The sequence below is a fragment of the Mucilaginibacter sp. P1_D10 genome (assembly GCF_056406215.1).
Window position 1 is genome coordinate 392,667 of the sequence record NZ_JBFUAP010000004.1, and the last position, 23,239, is coordinate 415,905.

A 23,239-nucleotide genomic window follows, 5' to 3' on the forward strand; every position below is an offset into this window, starting at 1 on the left:
CAATCAAAAAATGCCAATGTCAGTGAGCAAAGCTCAGCAGACATCGGCACAGTAGTTAATGTAAGTTATTGGCAGGTTCCAAGCTAAACCAATGATTTACATAGTTTTTTAAGACAAAAACTTTGTAAAGATGATAAAAAAATTGACTAAATTTTTTACTTTTTTCATGAAAGTATCCCTAACTGTAGTAGTATGCTCCCTGGTTTTTTGCCAGTTATTGCTTGCTAAAACAGCAAACAGCCAGATTTCGGCCACGCTTGTCAAAATTTCTTTTGGTAAGGAAAGCCTGCAGAGCTCCATCAGTAAACTCGAAAAACAAACAGGCATCAAATTTTCCTACAACCCCGAAGACTTAAAGGGTTATTCGGTTAAACCAAAGAAATTTAAAGAGGAAAAACTGAGCGTTATCCTTAATTACCTGTTTGCTAAAACCCAGCTCACGTCTAAAGAAATTAACGATGGGATAGTGATTTTCGACAAAACAGCAACACCAAAAACCAGTTTGTTTACCGACACATCTCCCGGAGCAGAAATAAAAACCGAATCGGCCGATATTACCGTAACGGGCACCGTATCAGATATAAACGGCACCCTGCCGGGTGTGTCTGTGGTGATTGAGGGCAGTACCAAGGGTGTTGTCACCAATGCCAACGGTGGCTATTCGCTTAAAGCGGCTCCGGATGCTACGCTGGTATTTTCTTCCATCGGTTATAAAACACAAAAAATCAGTATCAACAACCAAACCGTTATCAATGTAACCATGGTAAGCGACCTTAGATCGCTGAGCGATGTTATTGTGGTTGGTTACGGTGTTCAAAAAAAATCGGATATAACAGGTTCCATAGTTTCTGTTAACGAGCAGATGCTTCGCGATATTCCAGCGGCAAATATAGGCCAGGCGTTACAAGGGCAGGCTGCTGGTGTTGATATTCAAAAAAGCGGCGGTAACAGCCATCCGGGCGCTACACCTTCAATTTTAATCAGGGGTACCAGGTCAATCAATGCCTCAAATTCACCATTGATCGTTGTTGACGGCCTTCCATTTAACGGAAGCCTTAATGACATAAACCCGGATGATATCACTTCTTTAGAAGTATTAAAGGATGCCTCTTCAACAGCCATTTATGGTTCAAGAGGTGCTAATGGCGTTTTGTTGGTTTCTACCCGTCGCGGTAAAAAAGGAGGTACATCAATAACCTACAGTGGTTATGCCGGCTTTAACAAGCCAATGGGCAATTATAATGTAATGAACGGCCCCCAATTTGAAGACCTGAAAAAATGGGGCCTTATAAACGGAAACCCTGGTAAATATTCGGGAATAGACGATCCTGCTTTTTTAACCGATGGTTCGTTTGCCCCGCAGGAAGTAGCTTCTATTAAAAGCGGGCGCAGTACCGATTGGCAAAACCTTATTTATAAAACAGGTTTTGTTACCGATCATCAGTTAGGTGTTTCGGGTGGGAATGATTTAACCCAATATGCTTTATCGGCTGGGTATTATAACGAAACCGGTATTTATTTTGGCCAGTCGTTTGTACGGTATTCAATGAAGCTAAGCATCGATCAGCAATTGGGCAAAAATGTTAAAATCGGCTTAAGCAGCTTAAATACCTTAAGCTATACCAATGGCGAAAACGCTAACCCACTCGGCCAGGCGCTTAGGGCAAGTCCGCTTTCTACCCCATATGATGATGTTACAGGCAATTTAGTAGGCTTTACAGCCGGCAGCGCCAACCAGGTATGGAACCCCCTTGCCAACTTTGTTCCCGGCGCGGTGGCTGAAACCCGCAAACGGTTCGGCACATTTACCACTGCTTATGCCGAGATTAACCTGGCTCCGGGCTTAAAATACCGGTTTAACGGGGGCGCCGAAATCCGTCCGGATATATATGGAAATTACTACGCCAGCGCGACTACCAACAACCTGGGCGGCGCATCTACAGCAAATAACCAAAGTACTTACAATTATAACTACACACTTGAAAATATTTTAACTTACGACAGAACAATTGCTCAAAAGCACCATATCAATTTTACAGGTCTTTACAGCTTGCAGGAAAGCCAGTCGCAGTCTAACTCATTCAGCTATAACAATATCCTGTCAGATGGTGTTCAGTATTTTAACCCGCAATATGGGGCCAACCTGAGCGGATCGGGCTCGTATTCAAAATGGGATATTATATCCTATATGGCAAGGGTAAATTACGGCTTTGCCAACAAATACCTGCTTACCTTAACCATGCGTTCAGATGGTTCATCGCGCCTGGCACCCGGTAACAAATATCATGTGTTCCCATCGGCCGCTGTCGCCTGGAATGTTACGCAGGAGCCTATGTTTAAGGATTCGCGTGTACTATCAAATCTTAAATTGCGGGTAAGCTACGGTACGGTTGGTAATACGGCAATTAACCCTTACCAAACTTTGGGCGCGTTAACATCTGTTAACTATAACTTTGGCTCTACAAACCTCACTGGTGCCTATCCAACAAACGTTCCCAACCCCAACCTTACCTGGGAGTACACATCTACATTGAACGCCGGTGTTGATTTTGGATTTCTCGATGGGCGGATAACGGGTGCCGTTGATGCTTATCGTCAGTCTACCAGGTCGTTACTGCTTCCATTGGCCTTGCCGCCAACATCCGGCATTCCCAACAGTATTTTAACCAACGTTGGCCAAACCCAAAACAAGGGTATCGAAATAAGCGTAAGCAGCGTTAATATACGGGGCAACGGCCGCAACACTTTTAGCTGGACCACCAGTGCCAACATTACCTTCAACCGCGGAGCGGTAACCAAATTAGCAAGCGGTGTTACCCAAGATATCGCGAATAACCTTTTTGTCGGGCAGTCTATCAATGCCATATTCGATTATAGAAAGGTTGGAGTATGGCAAAATACGGCCGCCGACACCGCCCTGGCTAAAAACCTGGGGCTTACCACTACGGGTACCGGTTCTGTTATAGGTACCATAAGGGTAGAAGATGTAAACAAGGATGGAAAGATCAATGCAAGCGACAGGATAGTACTTGGATCAGATCAGCCAAAATACACCGGTGGGTTTACTAATCGTATTGCCTACAAGGGTTTTGATTTTACCATAGTCGGAGTTTACAGGGTAGGCGGTTTAATAACCTCCCGGTTATTTCAAAGCGGCGGTTTTGTTAATACCTTCCAGGGCAATTATAATAATTTGAATGAAGATTACTGGACACCAACCAATCATCAAAATTATTATCCGAAGCCAAACTCCGCATCAACCAATACACCTTACTCATCGTTACTGAGTTATTTTGATGGTACTTTCCTTAAAATAAGGAGCGCTACCCTGGGTTATTATATGCCCGAATCAATAACAAAACGTATTAAGGCAAAGTCATTAAGAATATATGCAACGGCGCAAAACCCATTTATACTTTTTTCGCCGTATCGCAATACCTTTCACGGTCTTGATCCCGAAACAGCCGGAAGCTTAGCTATTGATACTCCGCCAACCAAGTCATTTACATTCGGTATTAACATGACGCTTTAAATTAAAATAAGATGAAAAGGATATCTATATATTTAAACACCTGTTTATTTTTAGGTCTGATGGTTACCTCGTGTAAAAAAACACTGGTAGAAGCTCCTAAATCAACACTTACTCCCGCTTTTTTTACAACAACCCAGGGTTTTCAGTCGGGCCTTACGGCAGCATACGCCGGCTTCAGGACCATTTGGGGGCCTGATACCTATTTAGAACTCACGGTACCCGGTACTGATGAATTTATTGCCGGTAACGATGGTAATAACGGCCTGGTTAAATACAACAGCAACTTTAACACCGCTGATGGTATAGTAGCCGGCGTTTGGAAAAACTGCTACACCTATATCAATACCTGTAACGGGCTGATTGAAAATGCCCCGGCCAACCTCGACGCCGCTACAAAAGCGAGTTTACTTGGCGAGGCTAAATTTTTGCGGGCAAATTATTACTTTATATTAGTTCAGTTTTGGGGCGATGTTACCTTAAACAAAAGCTTTCAGGCAACCCCGACAACATCTGCTGACCGCGCCCCGATGGCCGATGTGTATAACTTCATTATCCAGGATCTTAAAGACGCCATAGCTGCTTTGCCCGCAGGGCCGTTAACCAATGGCGTACAACCAGGCAGGGCCACTAAAGCCGCAGCTGAGCATATGCTTGCAAAGGTTTACTTAACAAGGGCAGGCTCATCGGCCAAACAAGCTGATGATTATAAAAATGCCTATACCAACGCTATTGATTTAATTACCAATGTTGCTCCGGGAGCGGGCATAAAGTTGCAACAGGATTTTGGAAAGGTATTTGCCGAAGGCAATGAAAGCAACAGTGAAATATTGTGGACGGTGCAACACACCACTACACTAGCCTACAACGGTTCGCCTTTGCAAAACAACAGCGGCCCCGATAACCTTTTGTGCCATTTGTTTGTGCCCAAATATGAGGTACAGCCGGGTATGCAGCGCAGCACTCTTTATGGCCGCCCTTACATACGGGTGGTACCTACTCATTGGCTAACCGATACCGTGTTTAAAGAACGGGTAAATGATCAGCGGTATAATAAAACATTTCAAACCATGTGGTTGTGTAACAACGCTGCATCTATACCAAACTGGCCCAATCCTTTACCTGCCGGGGCACCGGCGGGTGCGCAGCCCGGTGCTCCTAAATATGCCGTAGGCGATACCGCCATATGGATGCCGGGTTATGCCATGACTGCCAGCCAAATTGCAGGGTACCGTTACCAGGTTCTTCCGCCAAATAAATATAGTATTGCTTTATCACCGGCCATGATCAAGTATTTTGATACCAAACGGCCCGATCAAAATTCGCCATCCAGCAGGCCCATCATCATATACCGGCTGGCCGAAACCTATTTAATTGCTGCCGAAGCATTATATATGGATGGCCGTGCAGCCGATGCCGTGCCATATATAAATGCGGTGCGCGAAAGAGCTGCTTATCCATCGGGCAATGCTGCCGCAATGGATATCACTGCCGATAAAGTTACCCTGGATTTTATTTTAGACGAGCGGTCGAGGGAGCTATGTGGTGAACTGGTACGCTGGCTTGACCTGGCCCGCACCGGTAAACTATTGGAAAGAGTAAAGCTGCACAATACCGATAGCAAAAATAATATTAAACCATTTCACGTGCTGCGCCCAATTCCGCAAGCACAAATTGATGCTACAATTACCGGTACTCCGTACCCTCAAAACCCTGGCTGGTAAACCAGGGTTTTGAGAATAATTTAAGTGTCAACCTATAAAACATTAAGTAACAATAAAACCTTATGAAAAAATACAACCCAATACCGGGTATCCTGATTATTTTTCTTTTGTTTTTTTATTGCCTTGGGGCCCGGGCTGATGTTAAGTCATCTCCGGAAACATCACCTTATAACGTAAAACTTTATGGCGTAAAAGGAGATGGCAAAACCATTGATACAAAAGCGATTAATAAAGTAATAGATGCGGCGGCGGCGGCTGGCGGGGGTACTGTTTACTTTCCGGCGGGCAATTATTTATGCGGTTCCATTCATCTCAAAAGTAATATCTCTTTGTATATAGACCAGGGAGCTACAATAATTGCAGCTCCAATTGCTGATGATTCGGGTTATGATTTACCCGAAGACAAGATCGACAACAAATACCAGGATTTTGGGCACAGGCATTGGCATAATAGTTTGATATGGGGCGAAAACCTGCACGATATTTCCATATTAGGTCCGGGTACCCTTTGGGGAAAAGACCTGGTACGGAGTAATAAAGGAGAAGATGACAAGCGCCCGAACAAAACCATCAGTCTTTATTTATGCCGAAATGTGATCATTAAAGACATATCTATACTGCATGGTGGCTGGTTTGGCATCCTGGCTACCGGGATAGATAACTTTACTATTGATAATGTGAAGATGGATACCAACCGCGACGGGATGGATATTGACTGCTGCCGTAATGTGCGTATTTCCAATTGCAGTATTAATTCGCCCTATGATGATGGTATATGTTTGAAAAGCACCTTTGGGCTTGGCTTTGCCCGCGCTACAGAAAACGTTACCATCACCAACTGCCAGGTAAGCGGTTATGATGAAGGTTCGTTTTTAGACGGCACTTTTAAACGGAACGAAAAAAAATACTCCGATGGCAATCCTACAGGCCGTATAAAAATGGGCACCGAATCAAATGGTGGATTTAAGAATATCACCATTTCAAATTGTGTATTTGATTATTGCCGTGGTTTGGCTCTTGAAACTGTTGATGGCGCGCTTTTAGAAGATGTTACCATTACCAATATCACCATGCGCGATATTGTAAACGCCCCCATTTTTGTTCGGCTTGGGGCACGTATGCGCGCGCCCGAAGGTACACCTGTAGGCGCACTCAGAAGAGTTATCATCAGCAATGTGGTATGTTATAATGCAGATAATAAGCATGGCGCAATCATAAGCGGAATCCCCGGCCATGATATTGAAGACCTGCGGTTAAGTAACATCAGGATCTATTACAAAGGTGGTGGTACTAAAGAACAATCAACACGCGAAGTGCCTGGTTTAGAAAAAGAGTATCCCGAACCATATCGTTTTGGTACAATGCCGTCCTACGGTTTCTTTATCCGCAATGTAAAAGATCTTAAAATGAACGACGTAGAGGTGAGCTATATGGATGAAGATTTTCGCCCGGCATTCATACTTGATCACGTGACAGGTGCCGATTTTCAGCATATTAAAGTGCAGAAAGCGGCCAATACACCGGCATTTGTTTTAAATGAAGTAAAAGATTTTAACATATATAACAGTTTGCCGGTTGCAAACACCAGGATGGTGGATGTGAATAAGAAGGAACTTTAATAAAATAGATAATTGCATGAAAAGTAAACTATCCAGGTCATTAATAATACTTACAGCGCTTGCCGCAAGCGTGATACTTTATGCCCTAACACCGGCAGCCGATGTAGTGCCCGACGCCGATAATGCTGGTTTAAAATTGCCTGCCGGCTTTGGCGCCTTAAAAGTTGCCGAGACCGGTGCCAAAGCCAGGCATTTGGTGGTTACGCCTCAGGGCGATATTTATGTAAAGCTGGCAAAAGTTACCAAAGAAGGTAAAGGTATTTTAGTATTTCATGAAGCTGCAAATGGCAAGGCCGAACTTAAAACCAGCTTTGGCACTTACGGTGGTACCGAGGTTTATTTAAAAAACGGATACCTGTATGCTTCATCCAACACCGAGGTGTTTAGGTACAAGGTGAATGATAAAAATGAAGTGATCAATCCGGATCAGCCCGAAAAAATAATTACCGGTTTAAAGGCGGGCCGCCAGCATGAAACCAAATCGTTTGTATTGGATAACGATGGGAATATTTATGTAAACATAGGTGCCTGGTTTAATTCGTGCCAGGAAAAAGACCGGGGCTTGCATTCACCCGGAATACCGGGTTGCCCGATATTGGATTCGATGGGAGGAGTATGGCAGTTTAAAGCTGACAAATTAAACCAAAGCTATGGCGATGGTGTACGATATGCAACCGGGCTGAGGAATATGGTAGGTATGGACTGGAACCAGCAGGATAACCAGCTTTTTGTAATGCAGCATGGCCGGGATAACCTTAACAGTTCATGGCCCGAGCTGTACACAACCAAACAATCGGCCGAGTTGCCTGCCGAATGTTTGTACGCGCTTAAGAAAGGAGATAACGCCGGCTGGCCTTATATGTATTATGACCAGATCCAGCATAAAAAGATGCTGGCCCCTGAGTATGGCGGTGATGGAAAGAAAGAAGCCGACGCTAAATTTCTTGATCCGGCTGCTGCCTATCCCGGTCATTTGGCACCCAATGGTTTGTTGTTTTATACAGGCAGCCAATTCCCTGCAAAATACAAGAATGGGGCCTTTATAGCCTTTCATGGGTCCTGGAACCGGGCACCCGAACCACAGGCCGGGTACTTCGTGGTTTTTCAACCATTTAAGAACGGGAAACCTGATGGCGACTGGGAAGTATTTGCAGATGGCTTTTCGGGTTCGCCGGAAAAAACGGCAGCCGGGCGTGCCGATCATCGCCCCTGCGGGCTCGCCCAGGGAGCTGATGGTTCTTTGTATGTTACCGATGACTCAAAAGGTACCATTTACCGTATTATCTACACTAAAAAGTAACAGCCGAAATGAAAAAATATTTAATGGTTATCATCTTCATTTTTAACTGCTTCCAGTTAATGGCTCAGGTTAAAACTCAGGCAAAAAACCACACTAAACACCGGCAAAGCTTAGTAATAGATGGCAAAAGCATATATGTAAAATATTGTTTAACCTGCCACCAGGCAGATGGGGGTGGGGTACCCAATATGAATCCCCCATTAATAAAAACATCTTATGTGTTGGGCGATAAAACACGCCTGATTAAGGTTGTGCTTAACGGGTTTTCGGAAAACGTTGATATTGATGGTGAATCATACTCCAACGTGATGCCGGCACATGATTTTTTGAAAGACCAGGAAATTGCAGCCGTGCTAACCTATGTCAGAAAAAACTTTACCAATAAAGCGGGGCCCATAAATACGGCACAGGTAAAAGCAGTAAGAGCCGCTAATAAAAAATAAATCGTTATTTAAAACAGATACCTCATTATGAAATCATTCTTATACATATTACTAATGGTTTGCCCGGCGATAGCATTTGGGCAGGGTGCCAATACGGAAGAAGTTGTTCGCCGGGTTGCCGACAATATAATTCAAAACACTTCATTTAAATTTATCAATGCCAATACCAAAGAAAAATACGATTCGACCAAAGGTTTGGCATCGTCAGCGGATATTAAAGCGGATAGCAAATACAATAAGTGGGCCTATGTAAACGGTGTTTTAGCCATTGGCATGGTGCAAACTGCCGATGTGCTTAAGGATAAAAAATACTCGGAATATTCGCAGCACAACTTTGCATTCATTTTTGATAACCTTAATTATTTTGAAACTCTTTACAAAGCTAAAACAGTACCGCGGGTAGAATATGGTTCGGTATTCAATATCACCAACCTTGATGCTTGCGGGGCAATGTCTGCCGGTTTGTTTGATGTAAATGCCCTGGCGCAAAGAAAAGATTACCAGGCCTATTTAGAAAGGTCTGCAGCTTATATTTTAACCAAGCAGATGCGCCTGGCTGATGGTACGTTTGCACGGCCCCAACCTCGTTTCGGCACGCTTTGGGCCGATGACATGTTTATGAGCATCCCGTTTTTAGCCCGGATGGGCAAGCTTACCGGCGATACTAAATATTTTGATGATGCTATAAAACAGGTTGAGAATTTCAACAAATATCTTTATGATCCTGCTACAGGCCTTTTCTTTCATAATTATTATTCTGACGATCAAACCAATGGCGTAGGTCATTGGGGGCGCAGCAATGGCTGGATAGCCATGGCACAGGTTGAACTGTTGAATAATTTACCGGCAAACCATCCCAAACGCCCCGAACTGATCAAACTGCTGTTAAGGCAAATTGTGGGTTACTCCCGTTACCAGGATCAAACCGGTTTATGGCACCAGTTATTGGATAAACCCGATTCATACCTGGAAACTTCAGTTACAGCTATGTACACTTATGCTGTAGCCCGTGCAGTAAACCAGGGCTGGATCAATGAAAAATATTTAGCCATAGCCCGCGAAGGATGGGATGGGTTAAAAACCAAAATTACGGCCGCCGGAGAATTGCAGGATGTTTGTATTGGTACCAACATGGATACCGACATTAAATTTTACTACACCAGGCCAACCGAGCTAAACGATACACATGGTTTAGGAGCCTTATTATTGGCCGGAACCGAAATGCTTAAAGCAGAAAGGAAAAAATAACCATGTACAAGCTAATCAGGCTATTGTTGGGCATTATCCTTACGGTAGCATGTAAATTAAGTTTGTTTGCGGCTAATGTAGATATCTCTGCTTACGGTGCTGTAGGCGATGGTACAACATTAAATACCGCGGCTATTCAAAAAGCAATTGACGCTTGTTATAAAACCGGCGGTGGTAAAGTTATTATTCCTTCGGGAGTGTTTTTAACAGGCACAATCGCACTGAATGATAATATTACGCTGCAGCTAAACAAAGGCGCTGTTTTATTAGGCAGCACCGATGTTAACGATTATAAAAACCTTGATCCCTTTGTGGATGGGCTTGGTATAAGTGTTGGCTGGGCGCTTGTTGTTGCGGTTGATAAAAAAAATATAGGCATAGCGGGCGAGGGTAGCATTGATGGCCAGGGATCAAAACTGAAAGCGCAGCAAATATTAACCGATACACGCGCCGAATCGCAGCGCTGGGGCAGGCGCCCGTTTTTATTGCGTATTGTACGCTGCCAGGCTGTAACAATAAATGGTGTTACCTTAAATTATGCCGCAGCCTGGACATCTCATTACTTTCAATGCAAACAGGTAAGTATAAAAAATGTAAAAATTGTAAGCAGGGGCGTAGCGCATAATGATGGTATGGATATAGATGGCTGCCAGGATGTTACTATTAAAGATTGTGATGTGGTAAGCGGCGACGACGCTTTGTGTTTTAAAACAACATCAAGTAAAATGGCCTGTAAGAATATTGTTGTTTCGGGATTGCGGTTAAAAAGCGGCCAGGGGGCTATCAAGATAGGAACCGAATCCATGGCGGCATTTGAGAACATCAACATATCACAATGTTATATTTACGATACAGCCAACGGGGGTATTAAGCTGCTTTCGGTTGATGGTGCAAATATCAGGAACGTTCAAATTAGTGATATTACCATGGTTGAGGTAAAAACGCCTATACTCATTCGTTTGGGTGCCAGGTTAAGTGTATTCCGTAAAGATCAGGATAGCCAGCAATCTATAGGCACTATTGAAAACGTAACCATCAAAAATATAAAAGCAAAAGCGGCCGATAACGCACAGCTAATGCCGCCATCGGGTATCCTGATAACGGGTATCCCCGGGCATGATATTAAAAACCTGGTATTGGAAAACATAGAGATAAACCTTGCAGGTGGCGGAAGTAATGAAAATGCCAGGCAGGTTGTGCCCGAGGCCATTGATAAATATCCGGAAATAAAAACATTTGGTCCGCTGGTACCGGCCTACGGTGTTTGGGCCAGGCATGTGGATGGACTAAAGATTAGCAATATTAAATTTACCCTAAGCCATAATGATCTTCGGCCAGCCATTATCTGTGAAGATGGGAAAAATATAGAGCTTAATTCCTGTATAATTCCAGAAACAACCGGCGCCCGGGCCGTAATAAGGTTAGAGAATGTTGCCGGGGCGCGAATAGATAATACTACTGTAACCGGATCTGCGGATGCATTTGTGCGTGTTGAAGGCAATGCAAGCCGTGATGTACATATCCTGGAAAATAAAATCCCCGGCATACAAAAAAAGGTTGAGCTATCTGCCGATCTGAAAGCCGGAACAGCTGTTTTGCATTAGAATAACACATTGATGATCAATATCAAATGAAGGCAAATATTTGCAAAGTATTTTTAGGCTTAGTTTTTTTACTGCCCTGCAGGCTTTATGCCCAGCAGAGTGCTTTACCTAAGCAAACCGACCGATGGGCCATCCAACCCGATGGAAGTATCAAATGGTCTATTAACGGCAGGTTACCGCATACAGATCATATCGAAATGTCGGGAGAAAAAGTATCTGTCTGGGTTCAGTATGGGTTAGACAGCGCTGGCAGATCGTCTGTTTTGCGAACGGTGGTGTTCCCAACATTCAGAATGCTGCCCGATGGTACCCGTACCCACATTGATTATACTTTTCAGGATAGCGGACTGCCCCGGTTTTACATTAATAACCGACAGTTAAAAACTGATTTGGCCAGTGGGAAAAAATCGGGCGATCTTTCGTACAATATCAAAAGCATCAGCCATAAAGGCATTATGCGGATTGAGGCGACAACAAGCAACCCGGCGCTAGTAAAAATTGAACGGAGTATTTTCCCCTCGGTGGATAAACCTATGGTTATTGAAAAGTTTGTGTTCACTAATATTACCGATAAGCCGGTCACCATTTCCATGGAATACTTGCGGCATGAGGTCAGGACGGATAGTCTTAAAAGTAAAGTAAGACCCCATTCCATCATCATGGCATCTGCAAATAATGGCAGCCGTATAGTGCAACCTGGTGAGCATACAACTTTCGCGGTTTATTATCTGGCAACAGATTTTCCCGGTCAACCCATTACGGTTAATGCAGATGCAGAAGAAAAAGCCCGTGAAAAACGTGTAAATACAATTTTGTCGCCGCTGCAATTGAAAACACCCGATACGTTATTGAATACTGCGTTCTCCTTTGCCAAGATCAGGGGAACAGAGAGTATTTACAAAACCAAAGCAGGCTACCTGCATGGGCCGGGCGGGCTGGCTTATTACGCCGCCATCTGGGCAAATGACCAGGCCGAATATATTAGTCCCTTTTTTGCGTTTTCCGGAGATAGTATCGGTAACCTATCGGCAATGACTTGTTACCGCCTATTTGCCAGGTATATGAACCCGGAGTACAAACCTATACCCAGCTCCATAGTTGCCGAAGGCGACGCCGTATGGAAAGGTGCCGGTGACCGTGGCGATCAGGCTATGATTGCCTATGGCGCTTCGCGGTATGCATTAACTTATGGTCGCCCCGATTCTGCAAAAGTATTGTGGCCACTCATTACCTGGTGCCTGGAATATAGTCACAGGAAGCTAAACGACCAGGGTGTGGTTACTTCAGATCATGATGAGCTGGAAGGCCGCTTCCCATCGGGTAAAGCCAACCTGTCAACCAACAGCCTTTATTACGACGCGTTGATATCGGCGGCTTATCTTGGTGAACAATTACATCAGCCAAAAGAACAAACAGATGCATATTTAAAACAGGCCGCAGCGCTTAAAAGTAATATCGAAAAATACTTCGGAGCAACCATAGAAGGCTTTAAAACCTACAAATACTACGAAACCAATGACGTACTGCGTGCCTGGATCTGCCTGCCCCTCACCATGGGTATTTTAGACAGGAGCGAAGGAACCATCAATGCCCTTTTTTCGCCCCGCTTATGGACGGCTGACGGATTAGCTACTGAGGCCGGCAAAGAAACTTTTTGGGACCGCTCCACCCTATATGCGCTTCGTGGCGTGCTACAGGCCGGTAAAACAGAAAAAGCAGTGGATTACCTGCGCTATTATTCACGCAGGCGATTATTGGGAGAGCACGTGCCTTACCCTGTAGAAGCCTATCCCGAGGGTAACCAAAGGCATCTATCGGCCGAGAGCGGACTTTACTGCAGAATATTCACCGAAGGCTTATTTGGTATGCGGCCAACCGGCTTTAACAGCTTCAATTGCACGCCGCGGCTGCCAAATGGCTGGAATGAAATGGCGCTAAATAATATCCATTCCTTCGGGCACGTGTTCAACCTTAAAATATCGAGGCTGAATAAGGAGAAGTTAAATATTACCATAACAGAGGGTGCCAAAACCACCAGGTACAAAGTAAATGATGGGAGTACACAAGCGGTAATTTTATAGGTATCAATAACCAACAACTAATATAACTATGATGAGCAAACTTTTTAAATACATCCTGTCTGTTTTAATGGTGGTTACTGCTTATGACAGTAATGCCCAAACACATCAACTGGAAAAGCTTTGGGAAACGGATACGGTTATAAGAGTTCCCGAATCAGTTTTGCCGGATTTTAAAAAAGGTATATTATATGTATCAGAGATAGATGGAAACCCTAACGCAGTTGATGGTAAAGGAGGTGTAGCGAAGCTTACTGTTGATGGAAAGATCATTAACCTTGATTTTACAACCGGTTTAAACGCACCAAAAGGGCTGGGAAGGTTTGGTAATGAGCTGTACGCCGCAGATTTGTCTGAGATTGTAGTTATTGATATCAATACGGGTAAGGTTAAAAACAAGATTGCTATTGATAGTGCCAAAGCCTTAAATGACATTACTGTTAATGATAAAGGCGTTGTTTATGTATCTGATAGTAAAACAAAAAAAATACACCGTATTGAAAATGGCCATACAACTACGTTTTTAACAAACGTAAGCGGTGTAAACGGGCTCAAAGCTATCGGTACAGATCTTTATATACTTGGCGGGCAAAAATTTATGAAAGCAGATAGCCAGGGTAATTTAACACAAATAACCATGCTAAGCTGCGGAGGTGATGGCCTTGAACCTGTTGGTAATGGCGATTTCCTGGTTACCTGCTGGTCGGGCCATATATTTTATGTAAGTGCCGATGGTAAAATAGAAACCCTGCTTGATACACAGGAGCAAAAGATAAATACTGCCGACCTGGCTTATGATGCCGTGAAACACATTTTGTATGTGCCCACCTTTTGGGCTAAAAAGGTAATGGCCTTTAAGTTAACAACAGCTAAATAATATGAGGCTTTGTAAAATACGTCTTCTTGTAAAATATTTAGTTGTTGCATGTTTGGTAGGCGCTGAATTTGCAAGCGCACAAACAAATAACAACGACGCATATTTAAAACTTTGGTACACCAAACCGGCCGTTGCCTGGGAAGAGGCCTTGCCCCTGGGAAATGCTACCACCGGCGCTATGGTGTTTGGCGGTGTTAACCACGAGCATTACCAGCTTAACGACCATAACCTCTGGTCGGGCTACCCCGAAGCCGGCAACAATCCACAGGCATCAGCGCATTTGCCCGAAGTACGAAAGGCCGTGTTTGATAACGATTTTGATAAAGCGGCAGAGATATGGAAAAAGTATTTACAAGGGCCATACACGGCGAGGTATCTGCCCTTAGGCGATCTGCTGCTTAACTTTAACCTGAAAGACAGTGTACATTACTACCGCGACCTGAACTTAAATAACGCGGTTTCGACAGTGAGGTTTGAGGCTGGTGGTGTGCATTATCAACGGGAAACATTTATAAGCTACCCGGATAAGGTAATGATAGTGCGTATTACGGCAGATAAAAAAGGTGCTATTAATTTCACAGCTAATTTGCAAAGCAAGCTTCGCTTTAGTGTTATGAATGACGGCAATAATACGCTGATATTAAAGGGTAAAGCCCCAAGTTATGTGGCTAACCGGGACTATGAACCACGGCAGGTAATTTATGATGAACCCAAAGGGGAGGGTATGAGTTTCCAGATTAACCTCAAAGTGAAAAATGATGGCGGGCGGGTGATAGCCGATAACAATGCATTACAGGTTACGGGCGCTAACCAGGTTATACTTTATTTAACCGAGGCAACCAGCTTTAACGGTTTTAATAAGTCGCCGGGGTTGCAGGGTAAAAACCCGGCCATTGAGGCCAATGCCGGCTTGCTTGCCGCATTGCAAAAAACATACGAGCAACTCAGGCAAAGGCACATCGCAGATTATCAGCGCCTGTTTAAACGGGTGAGTTTTAATTTGGGTACAGATGCCGGTATGGTAAAACAACCTACAGATGAACGGCTCAGGAGTTTTAGTGTGGCTAATCCCGATAAGCAATTACAAACACTGTATTACCAGTTTGGCCGTTATTTACTGATTGCCAGCTCAAGGCCGGGCAGTGCGCCTGCCAACCTGCAGGGTATCTGGAACGACCAGGTGATACCGCCCTGGGGCAGTAATTATACCACCAACATCAATACCGAAATGAATTACTGGCTGGCCGAGAACACCAATCTTTCGGAGTGCCACCAACCTTTATTTGATTTTCTGAAAGAGCTTGCCGTGAACGGCGCAATTACAGCCAAAGTAAATTATAACATTAATGAAGGCTGGGTACAACATCATAACAGCGATATCTGGGCTAAAACATCAACCGTTGGTAATTTTGACCATGACCCCAGAAGCGCGGTACGATGGACAGCCTGGCCAATGGGAGGTGCCTGGATGAGTCTTCATTTATATGATCATTACCTTTTTACCGGCAATAAGCTTTTTTTGAGCAAAACCGCATACCCTATTATTAAAGGCTCTGCACAGTTTATGCTGCACTGGCTGGTAACCGATCCTAAAACAGGCTACCTGGTAACAAATCCTTCTACCTCGCCCGAAAATACCATTAAAATCAGTGGTAAGGAATACCAGGTAAGTATGGCTTCTACTATGGATATGTCCATCATCCGCGAGTTGTTTCAGGATTGTATAAGCAGCGCGGAGATATTGGGTACCGATAAAGTGTTTGCAGCCCGGGTAAAAGCTGCATATGATAAACTTTATCCATTTCATATAGGTAAACACGGCCAGATACAGGAGTGGTTCCAGGATTGGGATGACACCGCAGATACCCATAGGCATATATCACATTTGTTTAGTTTATTTCCGGGCAGGCAGATCTCTGTGTTTAATACGCCCCGGTTAGCTGCTGCTGCAAAACAATCTATGATCTATAGGGGCGACGTGAGCACAGGCTGGTCGATGGCCTGGAAGGTGAACTGGTGGTCGCGGATGCACGATGGCAATCATGCCTATAAAATATTAGGCGCAGCATTTAACTATATGGACCCCGTGCAAAAAAAGGGACAAATGAGTGGCGGCGGAACCTACCCCAATTTGTTTGATGCTCACCCGCCCTTCCAGATCGACGGAAATTTTGGAGGAACGGCTGGTATGACCGAAATGTTATTACAAAGCCAGGATGGTGAAATAGAATTGTTACCGGCCCTGCCCGATGCCTGGGCCGATGGCAGCATTAAAGGCATCAAGGCCCGCGGAAACTTTGAGGTAGCCATCGACTGGAAAAAAGGAAAATTGAGTAGAGCGCTGATCAAATCGAACATTGGAGGCAATTGCCGCCTACGAACCCCGATACCTGTAAAAGTGGTTGAGGTAAGCAGTAAAGCGGCTACAGGTATCAACAAAAATAGTTTAGTTACGCCACCGGTAACACCGGTTTACCTGAGGGCAGATGATGCCAAACTACCGGATCTATCCTTTAATAAAGGTTATATAATTGACTTTGCTACAGAAAAAGGTAAAACCTATACCACTATACCTAACTAACATGATAATAAATTTAAAAGGCTTTTTGCTGGTTTGTTTGTTTTGGAGTTTCACCGGAACGCTCTACGCGCAATCTATCACCTGGACGGAAGTAGAACCCGGAATATGGAAAGGCATTATAGGTAAGCCCGAAGAATTTGACCTGCTGAAAGTCGCAGGGGTACAACCCTATCATGCCGGTTTAGCGCAAATGCCAAAGGCCGCCTTCCCCTTGCCACAGCAGGAAATTACAGGCAGTGTACAGGGCGGTAAAACTTACCTGCGCTTTCCATTGGAAAAAAAAGAGCAGTTGTTTGGTTTCGGTTTAAATTTCCAGACTGTATTTCAGCGCGGTAAAGTGCTTACGCTGCATGTTGACAATTATGCCGGCAAGGATAATGGGCGCACCCATGCGCCCACGCCCTTTTATGTGTCATCCAACGGATATGGTGTGTTTATCAACTCGGCCAGGTACATCAATGTATATGCAGGTACAGCAGTAAGGCGAGACAGTAAAGTAGCTCCCGATGTAAAAGACAGGAATCTTGATAAAACATGGAGCTCGCATCCATATTCAGATGGTGTGGAAATGTTGGTGCCTGCCTCCGGCGTAGAGATCTATGTATTTGCTGGTCCCACTATGCTGGATGCCGTAAGGCGCTATAATTTATTAAATGGCGGTGGTTGTTTGCCACCGCGCTGGGGCCTGGGATTTACCCAGCGCATGCAGCGTTTAACCGACGCGGAGGGTGTAGCTGCTGAAGCGAAGGCATTTGAGGAAAAAGGTTATCCATTGGATTTTATCGGGCTTGAACCAGGCTGGCAAAGTAAATCATACCCCTGTACTTTTGAGTGGGATGCAAGCCGGTTCCCTGATCCTAAAAGTTTTATACAGGATATGCTGAAAAAGAATATCAGGCTCAATTTATGGACCAATCCTTATGTATCTCCCGAGGCGCCGGTTTATAAAAGTATTTTACCTTACAGTGGTTCGCATACGGTTTGGAACGGCATAATACCCGATATAAGTATGCCCGAAGCACGCAAGATATTTTTTGGCGAACTGGAAAAAGGCAAAATAGATATTGGCATCAGCGGCTATAAAATGGATGAAGTTGATGGCGGGGACAATTATTTATGGCCCGATGTTGCAACCCTCCCCTCGGGCCACGATGCAGAGCAAATGCGCCAGACGTATGGCTTAATGATGCAGCGCTACACCAGCGAAATTTACCATGAACGTAATCAACGCACATTTGGCCTGGTTCGCGCTTCAAATGGTGGTGGCTCTTCATTTCCTTATGTTATCTATAACGATTATTACGATCACCGCGATTTTATAACAGCATTGGTAAACAGTGGTTTTGCAGGTGTGTTATGGACGCCCGAAGTACGTTCTTCCAAAACCGGCGAGGAATGGTTACGCAGGTTTCAGTCGAACGTTTTTTCGCCTATGGCTATGATCAATGCCTGGGCCAGCGGTACCAAGCCATGGTCATTTCCGGAGGTTGCCGAACAGGTAAAAACAATGGCCAACCTGCGCATGCAGATGATGCCTTACTGGTATAGCGAATTTGCCAAATATCACTTTGAAGGCATCCCGCCTTTCAGGGCCATGTACCTGGAAGATGGCTTTGTTGGAGGAGACGCCAAAAATGAAAACAAAAAAGTAAACCTGGAGGAAAACCCATATGAAGAGGCAATTACCAAAGAAGTTAAAGACCAGTATATGGCCGGCGAATATTTGCTGGTAGCACCAATATTTGCCGGGCAAACCAGCAGAAAAGTGATTTTGCCAAAGGGTAAATGGTACGATTTTTATACCGGGAAGTATGCAGGTGACGGAGAAGTCATCAACGTTACACCGGGTCTGGATAAAATACCGGTTTATGTAAAGGACGGCGGCATTATACCCATGATGCCGGTAATGCTGCACGCGCCTAAAGCAGGGCAGAAGGTTGACCTGGAGGTGAGGTATTATGGCAGCAAACCGGGTACTTATTCTTTATATGATGATGACGGAGAAACGTATGACTATGAAAAGGGCAATTATACCTTCCGGAAGATTGTGGTGAGTAAAGTAAACGGGAAATTAAAAGGTACAATTACCCCGGCATTAAAGGGGAAACCAGATAATGTTGGGAACGTGATTTTCAAAGCAATGACAGAATTATAGCTTTTTGATAAAAAACATTGTAGTTCTTCTTTAGGAATGACAACTACAACGTTATCGGGCAGGGGGTAATATACCGCAGGGTGTTTTACAGCCCGATGAGGATATTTTAAAAATGAACATAGCCGGTTTGAAAACCGTCATAGACCTCAACACCTGCGGAACCATTATCCCTACTCAGGTTTTTGGTGAAGCGATAGCACAAACCGGTAGGGGCCGCATTGTGAATATCTCGTCGATATTTTGAAGTTAGAACAGATGCAAATGCCAATCTTCTTTCTTACCCTTGATTCTAACTGTCTTGTTTCTTATTTCTTGTCTCTTGATTCTAATAATCTTGATTCTATCTCCCCACTTGTATCATAACCGAACACTTCATTGTAACACATGCGTACAGAGTATAATTGCAATGATATTGTAACGTACTTATAAACAGTGTTTTGTATGTTTGGTATATCTTTTACTATAGCTATACCAAACTACCACATCATGCTTAGGAATTACTTTACCATTGCCTGGAGGAACCTGAAGAAGCACAAAGCTTTTTCGTTCATCAATATTTTTGGCCTTGCTGTTGGCATAGCGGCCTTTTGGCTGATTGCCCTATACGTAACCGATGAGTTGAGTTACGACCGCTACAACACCAAAGCCGACCGCATCTTCCGCGTTACGCAGCATGCTACCTGGAGTGGCGGCAAGTTCGATTTTGCCGTAACATCAGCTCCTTATGCACCTGCTTTGAAATCAGATTTTGCACAGGTAGAGCAAGCCATCAGGATAGATCCCGAAGGCGGCGGTAAGATTACCGTTGGCGAAAAAACCGTGAACGAGGGCAGCATGATGTTCACCGATAATGCTTTCTTTAAGGTATTCAGTTACCAATTTATACAGGGCGATGCCGAAACCGTGTTGAGCAAGCCGCAAAGCATCGTACTTACCGAAACTTTGGCCAAAACCCTCTTCGGCGATGCGGAATCGGCCATGAATAACACCGTTAATATCGAAGGTCAACCAGCCTACGTTACAGGTGTTATCGCCGATGTACCCGTTAACTCGCACTTTACCTTTAAGGCCCTGCGTGCCATGCCCGAAGGCTTCACCAGTGCCTGGGACGATTCGAGCGTGTACACCTACGTGCTTTTGAAAGACGCTGAAGGCAAAAACGCGATAGAAGCGGCAAGCGGTACTTTCTTCACCAAATACTTAAAGAAGGGCATGGGCAAAATGAAGTTTAACCTCGAACTGCAGCCGCTTACTTCCATACACCTGCACTCTAATTTGGGTTACGAACTGGGCAGCAACGGCAATATCGTTTACATTTACGTGTTTACCATTGCTGCATTGCTTATATTAATCATTGCAGTTATCAACTACGTAAATCTGGCTACCGCGCGTTCATCTATCCGCATCAAAGAGATTGGCGTGCGCAAGGTAATCGGGTCAGACAGGGGGCAGCTCATCACCATGTTCTTTGCCGAATCTATCCTGCTTACCTTTATCGCCACCCTTATCGCCGCGGCCATCATCCAGTTCGCGTTGCCTTATTTCAATCAACTATCGGGCAAAACCTTGTTGCTGATGCAGTTCGGCACAGTGCAAACGGTTGCCATATTCGCCGGCTTCTCTTTATTCACCGGTGTTTTAAGCGGCATTTACCCCGCCATGTTCCTGTCGGGCTTCGGCACCATCAACGCCATGAAAGGTCAGTTGGGCAACCAAATGGCAACCATCTTCTTCCGTAAATCGCTGGTGGTGTTCCAGTTCGTCATAACCATCGTAATGATAGTTGGTTCCTGCATTATTTATCAGCAACTAAGCTACGCCATGAATAAGGACCTGGGCTTTAACAAGGCCCAAACGCTTACCTTCCATATCCACAGCAAACAGGTAAGGGCAAAGGTAGATGCGTTGAGGCAGCAGCTGATGCAGAACCCCAATATCGAGGATGTAGCTACAGCCGGTAACCCTATTGGCAACAATAACCTCAACAGCGGCGGTTTCACTACCGAACCCGACGGAAAATCCGCGTCCGAATCTTTCATTGTACAAAAACTTGTTATCGACGAGGGCTTTATCCCCGCCATGCAAATCAAAATGGATAAAGGCCGTAATTTTTCAAAGGACATAACCAACGACGTTAACGAAAGCATCATCGTTAACCAAACGCTGGTGAATAGGTTAGGGTGGAAAACACCCATAGGCAAACGCGTAAAATTAGGCGAAGACGACCAGCACAAACCCATCATGCGCACGATAGTGGGGGTGGTGAAAGATTTCAACACTTACTCGCTCCAACATAAAATATTGCCGTTGGTGATGGGCCTACCGCAGGATGCGAACGATAAGGACAACCTTTATGTGCGCGTTGGCAAAAACGATATAAAAGCTTCATTAGCTTATATCACCAAAGTTTACGCCGATTTCGATATCGAAGAAAAACCCGAGTTCCACTTCCTCGATCAAAACTTTGCTGCGCAATACCAAACCGAGCAAAAGCAGGGCAGCATACTACTGATATTTACGGTGCTGGCCGTCAGCATAGCCTGCCTGGGCTTGTTTGGCCTGGTAACCTTTACCGCCGAGCAGCGCATCAAAGAAATCGGCATACGCAAAGTGTTGGGCGCCAGCGTCAGCAGCATCGTTAGCCTGCTAAGCACCGATCTGATGAAGCTGGTAATAGTAGCTACCATAATAGCCTGCCCCATAGCGTATTTTGCCATGAGCCGCTGGCTGCAGGATTTTGAATACAAAATAACCATTAACTGGTGGGTATTTGCGCTGGCAGGCGGCGGCGCATGTCTCGTAGCACTGGCAACCATCAGCATACAATCAATAAAAGCAGCTATAACCAACCCGATAAAAAGTTTGAAGAGCGAGTAGGGCGGAGGCAGAGGCAAGAATCAAGACGACAAGAAACAAGAGAAAAGATAATAGGAAGCAAGAAAGCACTGCAAATTTCTAAGTCTTGACTCTTGATTCTTAAAATCTTTTGTCTAATCCCGTGCAACTAATCAATTTCAATAACCATCTATTATACAAACTAAACATCATGAAAAAATATCTCATCCTTTTACTGCTGGCTTCACCAGCCTACCTGGCATCGGCACAGGACTACAAAACGCCTTATCTCACTAAATCACTGGCGGCCGATAACGTGAAAAACGTGTTCGTTAACACCAGCGGCGGCAGCATTTCTGTAAAAGGCGGCGAAGAGCCCCGTATAGAAGTGTATATCGTAGACAACAATAACCGGAATCTGAGCAAAGACGAAATCAAGAAACGCCTTGATGAAGATTACACGCTCGATATCAGCGTGCACGATGGCGAATTGCATGCCACGGCCAAACAGAAGCACAACATCAGCAACTGGCGCAAAAGCCTGAGCATTGGTTTTAGGGTTTATGTAAACAAAGCTACATCAACCAACCTCAATACAAGTGGTGGCAGCATCAGTATAGCTAACCTAACCGGCAATCAAGAGTTCGAAACCAGTGGCGGCAGCCTTAGCATCACCGGCGTTGCGGGTGTGATAAAAGGCGAAACCAGCGGCGGTAGCATCAGCGTGGCCAACTCCAGCAAAGATATCGACCTGCAAACCAGCGGTGGCAGCATCACTGCAAGTAACTGCCAGGGCCACCTTAAACTGGAAACCAGCGGTGGCAGCGTAAAACTACAGGACCTAAAAGGCTACGTAAAAGCCGAAACCAGCGGCGGCAGCGTAAGTGGCAACAATATAGATGGCGAACTGATTGCAGGCACATCGGGCGGCAGCGTTAACCTGGTTAACATAGCCGGCAGCGTAAACGCTACAACCAGCGCAGGCAGCATACACGTGCAGATGACCCGTGTTGATAAATACGTAAAAATAGACGGCGACTCGGGTCATGTAGACCTTCAATTACCCGGCAAGCAAGGTTTTAACCTGGATGTACACGGCGACCGCGTAAGCCTGGCCAGCACAGGTACATTCGAAGGCCAGAAAGATAAAGAGCACGTTGTAGGCAAAGTAAACGGCGGCGGTTCGCCCGTTGAAGTGCGCGGCGACGGCAATGTTACCGTAAGCTACTAGTAGTTTATTGTTCAT

14 protein-coding genes are annotated in these 23,239 nt (G+C 44.8%); all 14 read left to right on the plus strand.

Translation table 11 applies throughout. From position 1 onward, the window contains the following. Positions 1-166 precede the first annotated feature (166 nt). A complete protein-coding gene (locus tag AC1DYT_RS08515; RefSeq protein ID WP_477469197.1) occupies positions 167-3,532 on the plus strand; it encodes a SusC/RagA family TonB-linked outer membrane protein in 3,366 nt (1,121 codons plus the stop codon). A gap of 11 nt (positions 3,533-3,543) precedes the next feature. After that, positions 3,544-5,253 carry a RagB/SusD family nutrient uptake outer membrane protein gene (locus AC1DYT_RS08520; protein WP_477469198.1) on the plus strand — a complete coding sequence of 570 codons (1,710 nt, stop codon included), beginning with the start codon at positions 3,544-3,546 and terminating at the stop codon, positions 5,251-5,253. A gap of 62 nt (positions 5,254-5,315) precedes the next feature. Next, positions 5,316-6,872: a rhamnogalacturonidase gene (locus AC1DYT_RS08525; protein WP_477469199.1), complete on the plus strand. Its 1,557-nt coding sequence runs from the start codon at positions 5,316-5,318 to the stop codon at positions 6,870-6,872. Between the two features lie 16 nt (positions 6,873-6,888). Continuing rightward, positions 6,889-8,172 carry a PQQ-dependent sugar dehydrogenase gene (locus AC1DYT_RS08530; protein ID WP_477469200.1) on the plus strand — a complete coding sequence of 428 codons (1,284 nt, stop codon included), beginning with the start codon at positions 6,889-6,891 and terminating at the stop codon, positions 8,170-8,172. 8 nt (positions 8,173-8,180) lie between these two features. Further along, on the plus strand, positions 8,181-8,615 hold the full coding sequence (locus AC1DYT_RS08535; RefSeq protein ID WP_477469201.1) for a c-type cytochrome: 435 nt from the start codon (positions 8,181-8,183) through the stop codon (positions 8,613-8,615). 27 nt (positions 8,616-8,642) lie between these two features. After that, positions 8,643-9,863 carry a glycoside hydrolase family 88/105 protein gene (locus AC1DYT_RS08540; RefSeq protein ID WP_477469202.1) on the plus strand — a complete coding sequence of 407 codons (1,221 nt, stop codon included), beginning with the start codon at positions 8,643-8,645 and terminating at the stop codon, positions 9,861-9,863. A gap of 2 nt (positions 9,864-9,865) precedes the next feature. Beyond that, a complete protein-coding gene (locus AC1DYT_RS08545) occupies positions 9,866-11,467 on the plus strand; it encodes a glycoside hydrolase family 28 protein (RefSeq protein WP_477469203.1) in 1,602 nt (533 codons plus the stop codon). 26 nt (positions 11,468-11,493) lie between these two features. Then, the gene (locus tag AC1DYT_RS08550) at positions 11,494-13,548 is read left to right on the plus strand and encodes a glucosidase family protein (RefSeq protein WP_477469204.1); all 2,055 of its coding nucleotides are present in this window, start codon (positions 11,494-11,496) and stop codon (positions 13,546-13,548) included. Positions 13,549-13,576: 28 nt separating this feature from the next. Then, complete coding sequence (locus tag AC1DYT_RS08555) at positions 13,577-14,422, plus strand: SMP-30/gluconolactonase/LRE family protein (RefSeq protein ID WP_477469205.1); 846 nt, start codon at positions 13,577-13,579, stop codon at positions 14,420-14,422. 1 nt (position 14,423) lies between these two features. Beyond that, positions 14,424-17,003, plus strand: a complete 2,580-nt coding sequence (locus AC1DYT_RS08560) for a glycoside hydrolase family 95 protein (protein ID WP_477469206.1) — start codon at positions 14,424-14,426, stop codon at positions 17,001-17,003. A 1-nt stretch (position 17,004) separates the two neighbouring features. Continuing rightward, positions 17,005-19,158, plus strand: coding sequence for a glycoside hydrolase family 31 protein (locus AC1DYT_RS08565; protein ID WP_477469207.1), 2,154 nt, complete (start codon positions 17,005-17,007; stop codon positions 19,156-19,158). A 112-nt stretch (positions 19,159-19,270) separates the two neighbouring features. Then, complete coding sequence (locus AC1DYT_RS08570; protein ID WP_477469208.1) at positions 19,271-19,402, plus strand: hypothetical protein; 132 nt, start codon at positions 19,271-19,273, stop codon at positions 19,400-19,402. Between the two features lie 242 nt (positions 19,403-19,644). Then, positions 19,645-22,035 (plus strand): ABC transporter permease, encoded by a 2,391-nt coding sequence (locus AC1DYT_RS08575; protein WP_477469209.1) that lies wholly within the window; start codon positions 19,645-19,647, stop codon positions 22,033-22,035. A gap of 169 nt (positions 22,036-22,204) precedes the next feature. After that, positions 22,205-23,224, plus strand: coding sequence for a DUF4097 family beta strand repeat-containing protein (locus AC1DYT_RS08580; protein WP_477469210.1), 1,020 nt, complete (start codon positions 22,205-22,207; stop codon positions 23,222-23,224). Positions 23,225-23,239: the final 15 nt, after the last annotated feature.